Below are 15,285 nucleotides of genomic sequence, written 5' to 3' on the forward strand. Positions count from 1 at the left end.
GGTCGCGGCACGACCCTGACTTCGCCTACGCGCCCACCTTCACCCGCGGATCGAGCACGCCGTAGACGAGGTCGACCACGAAGTTCGCGAAGACGATGAGGAAGGCGGCGAACAGGGTGAAGCCGACCACGACGGGCAGGTCCAGACTGCTCACCGCATCCAGCAGCAGCGCGCCGAGACCCTGCATCGAGAACACCTTCTCGGTGATGATCGCGCCTCCGAGGAGCGCGCCCAGGTCGAGGCCGAAGATGGTGACGACGGGGATGAGGGCGTTGCGCAGCCCGTGCCGCACGACGACGGTCGACTCGCTGAGACCTTTCGCGCGACCGGTTCGGATGTAGTCCTCCCCCATTGTCTCGATCATCTGGCCGCGGGTGAGCCGGGCGTAGATCGCTCCGTTGATGAAGGCGAGGGTGACCCAGGGCAGGATCAGGTGCGAAAACCATTGCACAGGGTCGTCGGTGAAGGGCACATATCCGCCGGTCGGCAGCCAGCCCAGGGTGAACCCGAAGAGCAGGATCGCCAGCAGCCCGACGAGGTAGCTCGGCGCCGACACCCCCGCGATCGCCAGCGTCATCACACCACGGTCGACGGCGCTGCCGCGCTTGAGCGCCGAGACGACGCCACCGCTGACCCCGAGCAGCAGCCAGACGATCGCGGCGCCGACGGCGATCGAGGCCGTCACCGGGAAGCGCGAAATGATCAGGTTGGTGACCGTGTCGTTGAGACGGAACGAGTACCCGAAGCAGGGGCTGGCACACTCGATTGCGTTCTGGCCGGTGCCGTAGGTGCGGCCCATCACGATGCCGCGCAGGAATTCCCAGAACTGGTGGTACCAGGGCAGGTCGAAGCCCATGAAGGCTTTCGCGCGTGCCAGGTTCTCGGGGGTGCAGGGCTTCCCACAGCTGAGCTGCGCCGGGTTGGTGGGCAGCAGGTAGAAGATCGCGTAGGTGATCGCAGCGATGATCAGCAGCACGAGCAGCATGCCGAGCAGCCGGTAGGAGACGAAACGGAACATCCTCATTTGCGCACCGCCTGACGGGGGTCGAGTGCGTCGCGCAGGCCGTCACCGAGCAGGTTGAACGCAAGCGTGATGAGCAGCAGGGCGGCACCGGGAAAGACCAGGTACATCGGGTCGGTCTGCACCCACGTCACGGCGTCGCCGATCGTCCGGCCCCACGAGGGCGTAGGTGGCGGAACACCGACTCCGAGGAACGACAGTGCGGCCTCGAGCCCGATCATGCTCGGGATGAGGATGGTCGTGTACACGACGATGGTCCCGGTCACGTTGGGCAGCAGCTGCTTCACCAGAATGTGCCACGAGCCGGCCCCCATGGCAGTGGACGCCGTGACGAAGTTGCGTTCACGCAGCGCGAGCACCTGGCCGCGCACGACGCGCGCGACGGTCGGCCATCCGAACAGGATGACGATAACCAGCACGATCAGCACCGGCCGCGGAAAGCTCGCGGCGACGATCGCCGTGATGGAGATCATGAAGATCAGCGCGGGAATTCCGAGTACCACATCGATGACCCGGCTGACGACCCGGTCGAACCATCCGCCGAAGTAGCCCGCCGTCAGCCCCACGAGCACGCCGATCGCCACCGACAGCACCGTGGCCGTGATTCCGACGCCCAGTGACGTTCGTGCTCCGTAGACGACGATCGAGAAGAGGTCTCGCCCGGTGAGCGGCTCGACGCCGAACCAGTGGGTCGAACTGATTCCGCCACCCCAGCCGATGGGCGCACCCGAATCGTCGAGCGTGTTCAGGTGGTACGTGTACGGGTTCTGCCCGCTGATGCCGGTCAGCCACGGTGCGAAGATCGCTGCAAGCACGAAGATCGCGATGGTGATCGCGCCGGCGGCCGCCCATTTGTCGGACCAGAGGTGCGCCACGACATGGCGGAACCCGGTCTTGCGGCCGGGGATCTGTTCCTGCTCGATTCCTGCGGTACTCACTGATGGTTCCTTGCGGCTGGATGGCGGTGGCTGTGGCTTCTCGTCGGGGTCACGCCACGAGAGCTCGCCATTCCTCGCGCCGGACCCGTTGCGCTTCGGGGTCGGGTACCGGCGCCGCCGCCAGCAGTCGCTGGGTGTACGGATCGGATGGTGACCGCAGCACGCTCGCGGTCGCTCCGGTCTCGACGATGCGGCCGTCGTGCATCACCGCGACCTGATCGGCCAGGTCATGGACGACCGCCAGGTCATGGCTGATGAACAGGCAGGCGAACCCGTAGTCGTCCTGCAGGTCATGCAGGAGCTCGAGTACAGCGGCCTGCACCGAGACGTCGAGCGCGCTCGTCGGCTCATCCGCGATGAGAAGTGCCGGCCGAAGGGCGATCGCCCTCGCGATGGCGACGCGCTGGCGCTGCCCGCCCGAGAGCTCGTGCTGAAAGCGGTCGGCGAACCCGGTCTCGAGCTGTACGGCCGCCAGAAGCTCGCGCACACGCTCGCGGCGCTGGGCGCCCGAGATCTCCGCGTGCAGCCGGAGCGGTTCGGCGATCGACTGGCCGACGGTGGCGCGAGGGTTCAGGCTCGAGGCCGGGTCCTGGAAGATGTAGCCGATGCGGCTCCGCGCCACCCGCAGCGCCCGCCGTGAAGCGTTGGCGAGCTCGACCCCGTCGACGGTCGCCGACCCGGAGCTGAGCGGCACCAGCCCGGCGAGGGCACGGCCGATGGTCGATTTGCCTGAGCCGGATTCCCCGACCAGGCCGAAGATCTGTCCCGTGGCGATCTGGAACGTGACGTTGTCGACGGCGGCAACCGGGCGCGCTCCCCAGCCGCGGCCGCCGTAGACGACCGAAGCGCCGTCGAGGCGGGCTGCCGCTTCCGTGACCGCCGCACCCGACGCATCCGACGCATCCCCCGCACCCGAGACATCCGTCACCCGGCGCCGCGCGCGATCGGTCGCGACCGCGGGATCCGCCAGGCGCAGCTCGTCGAGTCGTGGCACGGCGGCGAGGAGCCGCTGCGTGTACTCGGCGGTCGGATGCGCGAACAGCTCCGACGCATCCGCCCGCTCTACGACGCGCCCGTCTCGCATGACCACCACATCGTCGGCGAGGTCGGCGACCACACCCATGTCGTGTGTGATCAGCAGCACGGCGGTTCCGAGCCGGTCACGGAGCTCGCGGATGAGGTCCAGGATGCCCGCCTGCACCGTGACGTCGAGTGCGGTGGTCGGTTCGTCGGCGATGAGTGCCACCGGGTCGCAGGAGATCGCCATCGCGATCATCGCGCGCTGCAGCTGACCACCGGAGAGTTCGTGCGGGTACGACCGGGCGACGCGGGCAGGATCCGCGATCCCGACCGAGGCCAGAAGACTCCCGACGCGGTCGCCCACTTTCGTGCGACCGCCATCCAGGCCGTGCGCGGCCAGGGCTTCCGAGATCTGGCGACCGATCGTGATGACGGGGTTGAACGCGGTCATCGGCTCCTGGAACACCGTGCCCACGCTGCCGCCACGCACCTGGCGCAGGCGCTCCGGGCCGGCGCCGAGCAGCTCTTCGCCCAGCAGCCGCACGCTTCCCGTGACCGTCGCACCGGACGGCAGCAGTCCGAGCGTCGACATGGCCGTCACGCTCTTGCCCGAACCGGATTCGCCGACGAGGGCAAGAACACGACCGGCCGTGAGATCGAAACTCACCCGGTCGACGACGGTTCTGCGGCGCACTCCTTCGCGGTCGTCCCTGTCGGTGAACGAGATCGAGACCTCGTCCACCGACAGGACCGGCGCGTCACTCATCGGTGGGAACTCACTTGCCGAGCGTCACCGTCATGTAGTCCGGGTAGGCCGGGAACGACGGGATGAAGAAGTTCTGCACGTTCGAACCGCGCAGGAACGACTGCTTCGCATACGACAGCGGCACCACGGGTGCGTCTTCCATGATCTTCTTGTCAGCCTGAGCCCAGAGGTCCTGCGCCTTCGACTGGTCGGTCTCAGCGGTCGCCTGGTCGATCAGGGCGTCGACGGCCGGGTTCGAGTAGTGCGACACGTTGTAGGCGCCGTTACCGATCTGGCTGGAGGCGAACAGCGGCTGGATGTTGCTGTTGGCGCTCGGGAAGTCGGGCTGCCAGCTGAACAGGACCAGATCGAAGTCACCGGCGTTCGCGCTGGCGTCGGTGTAGAAGGAGTTCTGGTCCTCGGGCTTGAGGGTGACCTTGATTCCGCTGCGCTCGATGCCCTGCTGGATAGCCTGCGCCTGGGCGAGCGACGACGAGTCATTCTGCACGAGGAAGGTCAGGTTGAGGTTGCTGACGCCGGTCGACGTGGCCAGCAGCTCCTTCGCCTTCGCGACATCGCCATCCGCTCCTGCGGGGTACAGGTTGAACTGCTTGCGCCCTGCGATACCTGGGGTGATCATGGTCGTCGCCGGGATGCCGGCGTCGGCGCCACCGGACGCGATGAGGAAGGCCTTCTTGTCCACGGAGTACTCGAGCGACTGGCGCACCGAGAGCTGCTTGAGGGCGCCACGCTGGGTGTTCATCGCGAGGTAGCTGATCGGGCCCGCCTGCGACGTGGCCAGGCGTGCCTTCGCACTCGGGTTGTTCTTGACCTGAGCAAGCTCAGCAGCACCGAGGAACTGGGCACCGAAACCGCTCTTCGCCTCGCCCGTGTCGGAGATCAGGCTCTGCACGGTCGTCGACTGGTTCTGGCTCTCCTTGAACACGATCGTGTCCGGGTCGGCCGTGCGAACGCTGTCGGTCTTCGCGCTCCAGTACTTGTTGCGCACCAACGTCAACGCTGTGCCGTCGTTGTTCGACTTCACCTGGTACGGACCGGATGCAACGGGGGTGTTCCCGTAGGTCGCCGGGTTGTCCTTCGCCTTGGGCACCGGGGTGAAAGCGGGCATCGAGACGATCCACGGCCAGTCGCCGTACGACGCGTTCAGGTGGAAGACGATGGTCTTGGCGTTCGGCGTCTCGATCGACGCCAGGTCTCCACCGGTGTAGGGCCCCTTGTAGTCCGCGCCGCCCACGAGCAGCGACTTGTGGTACCCGAGGCCGCCGGTCAGCTGGTCGGAGAACGAACGCTCGACACCGTACTTGATGTCCTGGCTGGTGATCGCGGTTCCGTCCTGGAACTTCAGCCCGTCTTTCAGGGTGTAGGTCCAGGTCTTGCCGCCGTCGCTCTGCGTGCCGGTGTTCGTGGCGAGGTCGGGAACGACCTTCGCCGCCTGGCCGGGCTTGACCTCCCACGTCGTCAGGCGACGCTCGAGCAGCGAGAGTGTCGTCGTAGCCAGGTTCTGGCTTTTCGCAGGGTCGAGGTTGATCTGAGTCGCAGGCGTCAGGATGGTGAGCGTCCCGCCTTTCGAGTCAGAAGAGCTAGAGGCGGGGGTGCTGCTGCACCCCGCGAGAAGGATGGCAACGGCCGCGGCAACAGCCCCGGCCTTCGTCAGGTTTCGCATGTGTCCGTGGATCTCTTTCACTGTGATTCGGGCGCGACCGAACGGTCTTCTGCAGCGCGCTGTGATTGCAGTCGGGACTTCCAGTATTGTCGGCGTCCGACCTGGTTCAAATTCGTGTCACGGAGTGTGACGACCTCGGGCGGAACGCAGGCACGATGCGCAGTATTCCAACGGCTACCCTTTCGCACCAGCTTCCCGCACCACTTCGTACGCGAGGCGGGCGATCCCTCCCCCGACGGTCTGCGTCCCGAGCAGCCGTAGCGACATCACGTGGCTGCTCTCGCCGAAGATGCGTTCGCCATCACCGAGCACCACAGGAAAGACCATCAGCCGCAGCTCGTCGACCAGGTCGTGCTCCATCAGCGTGCGGGCGAGTTGACGGCTGCCGTACACGACGATCTCGCCGGCGATCCGTCCCTTCAGCTTCACGACCTCCTCGATCACGTCACCCTTGAGAACGGTCGAGTTGATCCATATAGCCTCGTCAATCGTCGACGACACCACGTACTTGGGCAGCATCCGCAACCGGTCGGCCCAGTCGCCCTCGGCGGTGTTCCAGCGCGGGCCGAAATACTCGTCCGTTCGGCGACCCATCAGCAGCGCCTCAGCGCCCAGAGCCTCCGCGTATTCGACCTGCGCCCAGGACTCCCGGTCGCCCATGTACTGCGCAAACCAGCCGCCACGCGCGAACCCGCCCTCGCCGGTCGGATCCTCCACCACCCCATCGAGCGAAACATTCTCGCTGACCACGATCGTGCCCATTGTGTTTCTCCAATCGTCGGTTGACACGTACGAGGATGTAGACACCGCGCGATCGAGGAACTGGGCGCTCGAAGTCTTGGTCGCACGAAGGCGAGCCGCAGAACGGCGACGATCGCGGAGCGCGCGTCCGCCGAAGCCGAGAACAGGGTGCTCTCAGGGTCAAAAAGCGGCTCATCTACCGGTCAGTAACACGGCCCCTAGAGGAGTCCGCGATATTCAGCAACGATGCCATCGACAGACTCGAAGGCGATCCGCTCGCCGTAGATGAGTCCACGCGCGGCCGCATACCCAGCGGTGATGGCCTCTCGTGATGAATGTGCCGAGTCGAACGCCGGACTGTCGGCGAATCCGCCTTTCGGACGGGCTGTGCATCCGAACCCTGCTTCGTCGCTGTGTTTGTTAATGTCGTCAACAAGTGCAGACACACCGTCACATCCGAGCACATCGAGCGCATCGCGCACCTCCGCGTTGGCCAAAAGGCAATAAATATCGTAGAAGTGTCGGCCGCCTTTTTTGAGTGCGACCGTGTCCATACGAGACGCCGCGTCGTGGACCGCAGCGAGCTTCTCCAGCAAGGTGCGCTCAGGCGCGAGAACGTTGACATCGAACGGCACGAACTCGTCCCAGACGCCTCCGTTTTCGCCAAGCTCGGCGAACGCGAACGTTGAGAGTAGCGAACGGTACGAATGGACCTCAGCGGGGTGGCTGCCGCCACGACTGCCGAGCTCAAGAAGCACCACTTCCTTGATGTCGACATCAACGCCTTCTGCCGGGTAACGGTAGGTGGTGTATCGCTTGATTCCAGTCGTTGAGCCACCTGGGGGAACCTCCCCCAGCACGCCGAGGTGCGATGACACTTCCGTGTCGACCTGCTTCAACACCTTGTGCCAGGCAGAGATGCTCGCTTCGTCCGGAAAGACTGCGAGCAGATCAATGTCTTCCGAGAACCGTCTTATCAACTCGAAGACACGGCTCAGGCTCGTTCCGCCTTTGAAGACAAATGTCGTATCAGCGGTATTTCCGTCGGGCAACCGGATGAGGCGAGTCCGCGCCGCAACGCGGAGCACTTCGGTGACCCAGAAGTCCTTCTCGATGTAGGCGGCCCGTATGCCGAAGTGTTCGGCGGCCCGGTCGATCAGAACGCTAAGCGCGTCGGGGTCGTCCCGTAGGCGCGCGGTCATGCGGCCGCGACTGTGAGGTCGTTGGTCAGCCGTTCGAAGTTGGCTCGCACCGCGACGTTGCCTTCCCCTGGAAGGGCGGCGCGCAACATCTCTTCGCGGATCTCCCCCGCCTTCGCGGACTCCCGAACCTTGCCGACGAGCGTCGCCCATCCTGTCTCAACGTAGACCTCCGGAGAACGGAGGATCTCAAGGAGCGCGATCTCCTTCTCGTTCAGGTCGACGCGAGCAAGGTTCCGTCGGAGAACCTGCTTGACTCCGGAAATCGAGTGCACGGACCGCAGGGTGGACATCTCGAGAACTGAGGGAACCTGGGTTGTGACTTCCCACGCGCGCGCAGCCGAATACCCAGCGGGGCCGACCCCTCTGGCGCCGAGCACTTCACGAACGATTTCCTCGATCCGCGGTCGCGTCATCCCATAGCGCGAACGTCGGCCGCGGTAGTAGAGGCCCTTCCGCACCTGCACAAGGTCGCCTTCGCGCGCTGCGCGCGAGGCCGCCTTACGGGCAGCCTCCGGTGTCCCGGGAAGGGCGGCAACGCGAACGAATGCCTTCTCGGGCATTGCACGGATCGCGGCTGCTGGTGATTCGGTGATCATGTCACGAAAGTCTATCCGAAACGTGACATTCGCTACAAGCCTGTCTTGAACCCCACAACCATCGCTACTTGGATCGGAACAACGATTAGGACCGCTGGAATTTCTGGCAAGGCGAGTCGCACCCGCCGACCGGTTCACCTTAAGTTCAGTTGCGGCTCGGTCGCGCATGCGAGCAGACTGTGTGGACGACCGCCGGTTCCGACCGTTACGGCAGCTCGAACCGGGCCGTGAACACGCTCACCGGGATGCTCTTCCCGGTGAACGGACCGGAAGGGGACCGTCGTCGTGAATCTGGTGGACCTGGCTCGCCTGCAGTTCGCCTCGACCAGCGTCTACCACTTTCTCTTCGTACCCGTCACGATCGGGCTCGCGTTCCTTGTCGCGCTGCTTCAGACCGCATGGTTCCGCTCACATGACCCCCGCCACAAGCGCCTCACGAAGTTCTTCGGCACCCTCCTGCTGATCAACGTCGCGATCGGCGTCGTGACCGGCCTCGTGCAGGAGTTCCAGTTCGGCATGAACTGGTCGAAGTACTCGGTGTATGTCGGTGACGTGTTCGGCGCCCCGCTCGCGATGGAGGGGCTGGCCGCATTCTTCCTGGAGTCGACCTTCCTGGGCTTGTGGGTCTTCGGCTGGAACGCGCTGCCGCGCGGGGTGCACCTGCTTTCGGTGTGGCTGGTGGCGGCAGGCGCGATGCTGTCCGCGGCGTTCATCATGGCCGCGAACTCGTGGATGCAGCATCCGGTCGGATACGCGACCAGCTCGAGCACCGGGCGTCCGGTGCTCAATTCGATCGGAGACCTGTTCACCAACCCGGTGTTCGTGTGGGGATACCTTCACGTGGTCATCGCCTCGCTGATCACAGGTGCGATGGTGATGCTGGGCATCTCGGCGTGGCAGCTCAGGCGGGGGCGGATGCTGTTCAAGACATCCGCGCTCCTGTCGCTTGTGGTGCTGGTGCCGCTTTCTGCTGTCCAGCTCGGTGTCGGCAGCTACCTCGGTGTCATCGAGACCACCTACCAGCCCATGAAGATCGCCGCCGCCGAAGCGCAGTGGACGACGTGCCAGCCGTGCTCGTTCTCGCTCTTCCAGATCGGCGGCGGCAACAACGACGAGACGCCGACGAAGATCATCGCGGTGCCGCACCTGCTGTCGATCCTCGCGACCGGCACCTGGGACGGCAAAGTCGTCGGCCTCAACGAACTGCAACAGCAGTCGGTCGAGCAGTATGGGCCCGGCAACTACGTGCCGAACGTGTTCATCCAGTACTGGGCGATGCGCGTGATGGCCTACCTCGGATCCCTCGTACTCCTCTTCGCCCTGTGGGGCGGCTGGATCGCCCTGCGCCGAAAACTGCCCACATCGCGGGCGTTCCTCTTCATTGCGACCTGGGCTGTGCCCATACCGTTCGTCATGAACACGGCCGGCTGGTTCCTCACCGAGAACGGACGACAACCGTGGATCGTGCAGGGACTGATGACGACCGCCGACGGAGCCACGACGAGCGTCTCCGCCGCCGATCTCATCATCAGCCTCTCCGCGTTCTTCCTCGTCTACATCGTGCTTGCCGTTCTCGATCTCGTGCTGATGCTGCGCTATGGCCGTCGCGACCTCCAGGAGATCGACGAGGACGCCGAACACGACACCCGCACCGACATCCCGGCCCTGACGTACTGACGACCTGAGACGATGAGGAGGACCGCATGAATCTCGCCGACCTGTGGTTCATCATCATCGCCGTCTTCTGGACCGGCTTCTTCGTGCTCGAAGGCTTCGACTTCGGTGTCGGTGCCCTCCATTCGTTCGTCGGACGCACGGAGACCGAACGACGGATCGCCATCAACACGATCGGCCCGTTCTGGGATGGCAACGAAGTCTGGCTGATCGTCGGCGCGGCTGCGATCTTCGCGGCGTTCCCCGCCTGGTACGCGACTTGGATCTCGGCGTCGTACCTCGCCGTCGTGCTCCTCCTGGTCGCCCTGATCGTGCGCGGTATCTCGTTCGAATGGCGCGGCCACGGTCGCGGCGACGGCTGGCGCTGGGGATGGAGCCTCTGCCTGACGGTCGGCAGCGTCGTTGCCCCCACCGTGCTGGGTCTCGCGCTCGGCGACCTGATCGCCGGCCTGCCGATCGACAGCGGCGGCAACTTCACCGGCACCTTCTGGAGTCTCTTCACCGGTTTCGGAGTCTGGACGGGCCTCACCGCGCTCGTCCTGTGCCTGGTGCAGGGGTCGACCTTCCTCGCGCTACGGACGACGGATGTGGTCCGCGGGCGGGCGCGCGCGTTCGGCCACGTGAGCTCGTTCGTCGCCCTCGGCATGGTCGCGGTGTTCGGGGTGTGGATGGCGTTGGTCGCGCATCCGGGACCCGGCGCCTACGTGGTGCTGGCGCTGGCGCTGCTTGCCGTCGTTGCTTCCCTGGTCGCGCAGTTCCGTGCACGCGACGGGCTCGCGTTCGGGGCCAGTTCGATCGCGACGGGCCTCGTGGTCGCATCCCTGTTCGTCAGCCTGTACCCGCGGGTGCTCGTGTCGAGCACGAACGCGTCATACAGCCTGACCGTCGCAGGGAGCGCATCCGGAACCTATGCACTGAGCGTGATGAGCATCGTCGCGGCGGTGTGCTTCCCGATCGTGCTGATCTACCAGGGCTACACGTACGTGGTGTTCCGGCGCCGCGTGGTCGGACCGCCTGCTTCAGATTGATTCACACAGAGTACGGAGACAGCGATGAACAGTTCAACCTCACCGACCTCAACCCCGGCACGTGACCAGTGGTCGGCGGTCGGCGACGTTCTGGTGGTCTTCGGGATAACCGGCGACCTCGCCAGGGTGATGACGTTCCGCTCGCTGTATCGTCTGGAACGCCGAGGGTTACTTGACTGTCCGATCGTCGGGGTTGCCGTCGACGACTGGACGCTGGAGCAACTGGTGAAACGCGCGCGGGACTCGATCATCGCCACGGGTGAAGTGCTCGACGAGAAGGTGTTCGCACGCTTCGCCGGGCGGCTGGCCTATGTGCAGGGCGACTTCGGCGAGGCGGCGACCTATCAACGGGTCGGAGAGGCGATCAGCGGCACCAAGCATCCGGTGTTCTACCTCGAGATCCCTCCGTTCCTGTTCGGCAGGGTCGCGCAAGGTCTCGCGGAGGCCGGTCTCACGGCCACGGCCCGCGTCGTCGTGGAGAAGCCGTTCGGTCACGATCTCGAATCCGCCCGGGCGCTGGCAGCGGAACTGCACACCTACCTCGACGAAGCGCAGATCTACCGGATCGACCACTACCTCGGAAAGATGGGCTACGAGGAGATCCTCTACCTCCGCTTCGCCAACACCATTCTGGAACCGCTGTGGAATCGCAGCTACGTAGAGTGCGTGGAGATCACGATGGCCGAGGATTTCGGCGTCGAGGATCGTGGTCATTTCTATGACCCGGTCGGCGCGTTGCGCGACGTGGTGGTCAACCACCTCATGCAGGTGGTGGCAGCGGCCGCAATGGAGCCGCCCTCCGGAGGGGGGCCGGAAGCGCTGCGCGACTCGGCGGTGACGCTGTTCCGTTCTGTGAAGGCCGCCGATCCCGAACACTACGTCCGGGGTCAGTACGAGGGCTACCTCGACATCAAGGGGGTCGCCGAGGGCTCGACGACGGAGACCTACGCGGCATTGCGGCTCGAGATCGACAACTGGCGGTGGGCGGGCGTGCCGTTCTACATCCGGACAGGCAAGAAACTCCCGGTCACGCAAACAGAACTGCGCGTCGTCTTCCGGGAGCCGCCGCCTGTCCACATCGGGCTCAGCGGCGGCGAAGACCGCGGGCCGGTGCGTGACGAGTTCGTCGTCAAGCTGGATCCCTCCACCGGCGCCCGGCTGGTCGTCGACGCTCGCCGCGCCGATGGACCCGGACCGGAGGCGATCACTCTCGACGCAGAATTCGCCGATGAAGGTGGTGAGGGCGCCACGCCCTATGAAGTGCTGCTGCACGCTGCGCTCATCGGCGATTCCAGCCGGTTCAAGGGGCAGGACGAGGTGGAAGAGAGCTGGCGCATAATGCAGCCGCTGATCGACAACCCGCCGGCCGTGCATCCGTATGCCCCGGGCACCTGGGGTCCCGCGATCGCGTCGACCATCATCGCTGATCACGGCGGATGGGAAGGCCCCTGGATCGTCAAGCCGGACGGGGCCTCGAAATGAGCCTCACGTCACCCTTTCCGCCGATCGCCGACTACGCGTTCCTGTCGAACTGCCACACCGGGGCACTGATCGCTCCGGATGGTTCGGTCGACTGGCTGTGTGTACCCGCGTTCGACTCGCCGAGTTCATTCGGCAACCTGCTCGACAGAGGAGCCGGGTCGTTCCGGTTCGGCCCGTTCGGCATCAACGTGCCCACGCAACGGTCGTACGTGCCGGGAACCAATGTGCTGATAACAACCTGGCACACGCCGGGCGGCTGGCTGCTGGTGACCGACGCCCTGACGATGGGACCGCGCACAGGACCCGACACCGTCACGCCGCACACGAGGCCTCCCGCCGACGACGATGCGGAGCACGTGCTCGTGCGACTGGTGGAATGCCTCGAAGGCTCGGTCGAGGTCGAAATGGTGTGCGAGCCCGCGTTCGACTATGGGCGGGAACCCGCCGCGTGGTCGCTGGTAGACGAGGGGCACGTCGCCGAAGCCGCCGGTGCTGGGCAGGTGTTCCGGCTGACGACCGACATGTCGATCGGACTGGAGGGCAGCGAGGCACGAGCCCGGCACACGCTCTCGGCCGGTGAGAAGGCCTACTGCGCGCTGTCCTGGGCGGAAGATTTCGCCGCCCCGACCGATGTTGACGATGCCACCGAACGTATCGAGCGCACGGTCACGTTCTGGCGGCGATGGCTGGCGCGGGCGCGCATCCCCGACCACCCGCTCCGACACTCCCTGGAGCGGTCGGCCCTGACGATCAAGGGCCTCACCTACATGCCGACCGGTGCGACGGTGGCAGCGCTGACCACCTCCCTGCCGGAGACCCCGGGCGGCGAACGCAACTGGGACTACCGGTACACGTGGATGCGCGACACCACGTTCACCCTGCAGGCCCTGCATTTTCTGAACCTGGACTGGGAGGCCGACGAGTTCATGCAGTTCGTGGCCGACCTCGAGCCGAACCCCGACGGCGGCCTGCAGATCATGTACGGCATCGACGGCAGACGCGACCTGACCGAATCGACCAGGGATGACCTCTCGGGCTACGAGGGGGCCAAGCCGGTGCGGCTCGGCAACGGAGCATACAACCAGCGTCAGAACGACGTCTACGGCGCGGTGCTCGACTCCCTCCTGCTGCACACCCGCCGAAATGAGCACCTGCCCAGGCGCTTGTGGCCGCTGGTGGAGGCGCAGGCCAAAGCCGCCCTGGCGTCGTGGCGCGAACCCGACCAGGGCATCTGGGAGGCTCGCGGAGCCCCGCAGCATTATGTGTCCTCGAAGCTGATGGGCTGGGTGGCCCTGGACCGCGCCGCGAAGATTGCGGCGATCCGGGACGACCCCGAGCTCGAGAAGACCTGGAGCGCGGCCGCGGACGAGATCAAGGCGGATATCCTCGCGCACGGTGTGAGCGACCGCGGAGTGCTGCGTCAGCACTACGACACCGACGCGCTGGACGCCTCGACGCTGCTCGCGGCGATCTTCGGGTTTCTGCCGGGCACCGACGAACGCATGAAGAACACGGTCGCTGCCATCTCGACCGAACTCACCGAACACGGCTTCGTGCTGCGGTACGTCACGGGGGACACCGACGACGGTCTCACCGGCAAGGAAGGCACCTTCCTGATCTGTTCGTTCTGGCTGGTCTCAGCGCTCTCCCTCGTCGGGGAGCGGGAGCAGGCCACTGATCTGCTGGAGCGGCTAATCCGGATCGCTTCGCCGCTCGGCCTTTACGCGGAAGAGTTCGAAGTCGGTCGCTCCCGTCACCTGGGGAACTTCCCGCAGGCGTTCTCACACCTGGCGCTCATCGAGGCCGCGGCCCGGATCATCCTCGCCGACCGGCTGGAAGAGCTGTCGCTCTGACACTGCACGTGAAGAAAGACCGTTAAAGGCCCCAGCGGATCAACCGCTGGGGCCCAGAGCGCGTCGCTCTACCCGAAAGAGCGACACACAGTGCGAACTAGGTGATGCGCCAGCGCTCTCCCGACTGAGTGATGGTGGCGCGTTCGCAGCCGGGCGGGGGATCCCGGCTGGTCCACGCTAGCCGAAATTGAAATAACAATCTAGTACTTCAATTTTGAAGTAAACTCACTATCGCTACGACATATGTCAGATGCCCGATCTGACATGCTATGGATGAGCTTTGCGCCTGCCCGAATCCCGAGGAATTGTCTTGCCGATCCCGTCATCCGAAGAACCCAAGCCGCGTCGACTCGTTCGAGACCTGGCCTACGAGGCGATCCAGGGGGCGATCCTGGACGGGACGTTCAGACCGGGCGAAGTCCTCGATGACGGCGAACTCCAGCGTTGGCTTCAGGTGTCTCGAACGCCGATCCGCCAGGCGCTGTTCGCGTTGACACTGGAAGGACTCGTCGAAACAGCGCCGCAGGCACATACCCGAGTCATCCGCCCGCAACCAGCGCAGGCGATCGAGTATCTGCAGACATTGGGTGTGATGCTGATCGGTGTCACCATTCTTGCCAAGCGCGTGGCCGCAGACGACGATCGAAAAGAGCTTCGCGCGATCCTCGCGAAAGCGATCACGGCACTCCATCAACACGATCAGGCGGCTTTCATCCACGAAGTCGGGTCCTATTACACACGCCTGACCGCGCTGTGCCCGAATCCGACCCTCTGCCGTCTCGTCGACAAGAAGGCGATTGCGCTCGGCTACAACCTGACCGTGGTCTTCCAGGGCATGGAGGTGCCGTGGGCCGAGATCGCCGCAGCCTATTCGGCCCTCGACGACGCGTGGGAGACAGACCGAACCGCGGACGTCGAGAGGGCGACAAAAGCCCTCTTCCTCCTCGGTGACGACGACTGACCGAAGGCACCAGAATCCCTGGGTAGAGGGGATGAAAGGAGAGACAGCCGTGAACACGAACGACAAAGTTGCAGGCACGCCAGGCCCGGCTCTGCGATTCGAGGTGGACATCAAACCGCTCTTCCGGGAGCTCGACCGGAGCAGCATGCTCGACCATTTCGATCTCTGGAACTACGACGACGTCGTGAGCAATCAGGACGCCATCCTCGGTCACCTCGTGTCCGGCTCGATGCCCTGCGACGGTCCGTGGCCGGAATCGGACGTTACCCTGATGCGGCAATGGATCGACGAGGGGTCGCATCCGTGAACGCCCTCGCACCGTAGGTACCGTTGCGGGCGT

13 protein-coding genes are annotated in these 15,285 nt (G+C 65.2%); 6 read left to right on the forward strand and 7 right to left on the reverse strand.

Annotated elements, in window-relative coordinates:
• Positions 1 to 25 precede the first annotated feature (25 nt).
• The 7 genes from ACPPVQ_RS13195 to ACPPVQ_RS13225 form a co-directional block, all read right to left on the reverse strand.
• A complete protein-coding gene (locus ACPPVQ_RS13195) occupies positions 26 to 1,024 on the reverse strand; it encodes an ABC transporter permease (protein ID WP_426515557.1) in 999 nt (332 codons plus the stop codon).
• A complete protein-coding gene (locus ACPPVQ_RS13200; RefSeq protein WP_426515558.1) occupies positions 1,021 to 1,959 on the reverse strand; it encodes an ABC transporter permease in 939 nt (312 codons plus the stop codon). The genes ACPPVQ_RS13195 and ACPPVQ_RS13200 overlap by 4 nt, the downstream gene beginning before the upstream one ends.
• A gap of 49 nt (positions 1,960 to 2,008) precedes the next feature.
• A complete protein-coding gene (locus ACPPVQ_RS13205) occupies positions 2,009 to 3,745 on the reverse strand; it encodes a dipeptide ABC transporter ATP-binding protein (RefSeq protein ID WP_426515559.1) in 1,737 nt (578 codons plus the stop codon).
• A gap of 10 nt (positions 3,746 to 3,755) precedes the next feature.
• The gene (locus ACPPVQ_RS13210; protein WP_426515560.1) at positions 3,756 to 5,408 is read right to left on the reverse strand and encodes an ABC transporter substrate-binding protein; all 1,653 of its coding nucleotides are present in this window, start codon (positions 5,406 to 5,408) and stop codon (positions 3,756 to 3,758) included.
• A gap of 174 nt (positions 5,409 to 5,582) precedes the next feature.
• Complete coding sequence (locus ACPPVQ_RS13215) at positions 5,583 to 6,170, reverse strand: dihydrofolate reductase family protein (RefSeq protein ID WP_426515561.1); 588 nt, start codon at positions 6,168 to 6,170, stop codon at positions 5,583 to 5,585.
• A gap of 197 nt (positions 6,171 to 6,367) precedes the next feature.
• The gene (locus ACPPVQ_RS13220; protein ID WP_426515562.1) at positions 6,368 to 7,351 is read right to left on the reverse strand and encodes a nucleotidyl transferase AbiEii/AbiGii toxin family protein; all 984 of its coding nucleotides are present in this window, start codon (positions 7,349 to 7,351) and stop codon (positions 6,368 to 6,370) included.
• A complete protein-coding gene (locus tag ACPPVQ_RS13225; protein WP_426515563.1) occupies positions 7,348 to 7,947 on the reverse strand; it encodes a hypothetical protein in 600 nt (199 codons plus the stop codon). The genes ACPPVQ_RS13220 and ACPPVQ_RS13225 overlap by 4 nt, the downstream gene beginning before the upstream one ends.
• A gap of 285 nt (positions 7,948 to 8,232) precedes the next feature.
• On the opposite strand from ACPPVQ_RS13225, the gene ACPPVQ_RS13230 reads away from it, so the two are divergent.
• The 6 genes from ACPPVQ_RS13230 to ACPPVQ_RS13255 all read left to right on the forward strand — a co-directional run bounded on the left by ACPPVQ_RS13230 (position 8,233) and on the right by ACPPVQ_RS13255 (position 15,252).
• Complete coding sequence (locus tag ACPPVQ_RS13230) at positions 8,233 to 9,624, forward strand: cytochrome ubiquinol oxidase subunit I (protein ID WP_426515564.1); 1,392 nt, start codon at positions 8,233 to 8,235, stop codon at positions 9,622 to 9,624.
• A gap of 26 nt (positions 9,625 to 9,650) precedes the next feature.
• A complete protein-coding gene (cydB, locus tag ACPPVQ_RS13235; RefSeq protein WP_426515565.1) occupies positions 9,651 to 10,649 on the forward strand; it encodes a cytochrome d ubiquinol oxidase subunit II in 999 nt (332 codons plus the stop codon).
• A 24-nt stretch (positions 10,650 to 10,673) separates the two neighbouring features.
• A complete protein-coding gene (gene zwf / locus ACPPVQ_RS13240; RefSeq protein ID WP_426515566.1) occupies positions 10,674 to 12,131 on the forward strand; it encodes a glucose-6-phosphate dehydrogenase in 1,458 nt (485 codons plus the stop codon).
• The gene (locus ACPPVQ_RS13245; protein WP_426515567.1) at positions 12,128 to 13,984 is read left to right on the forward strand and encodes a glycoside hydrolase family 15 protein; all 1,857 of its coding nucleotides are present in this window, start codon (positions 12,128 to 12,130) and stop codon (positions 13,982 to 13,984) included. The genes zwf and ACPPVQ_RS13245 overlap by 4 nt, the downstream gene beginning before the upstream one ends.
• 310 nt (positions 13,985 to 14,294) lie before the next feature.
• Positions 14,295 to 14,945 carry a GntR family transcriptional regulator gene (locus ACPPVQ_RS13250; protein WP_426515568.1) on the forward strand — a complete coding sequence of 217 codons (651 nt, stop codon included), beginning with the start codon at positions 14,295 to 14,297 and terminating at the stop codon, positions 14,943 to 14,945.
• 49 nt (positions 14,946 to 14,994) lie between these two features.
• Positions 14,995 to 15,252 (forward strand): hypothetical protein, encoded by a 258-nt coding sequence (locus ACPPVQ_RS13255; protein ID WP_426515569.1) that lies wholly within the window; start codon positions 14,995 to 14,997, stop codon positions 15,250 to 15,252.
• The last annotated feature ends 33 nt before the right edge of the window (positions 15,253 to 15,285 follow it).

This window comes from Leifsonia sp. McL0618, assembly GCF_049994905.1.
Taxonomy (GTDB): Bacteria; Actinomycetota; Actinomycetes; order Actinomycetales; family Microbacteriaceae; genus Diaminobutyricibacter.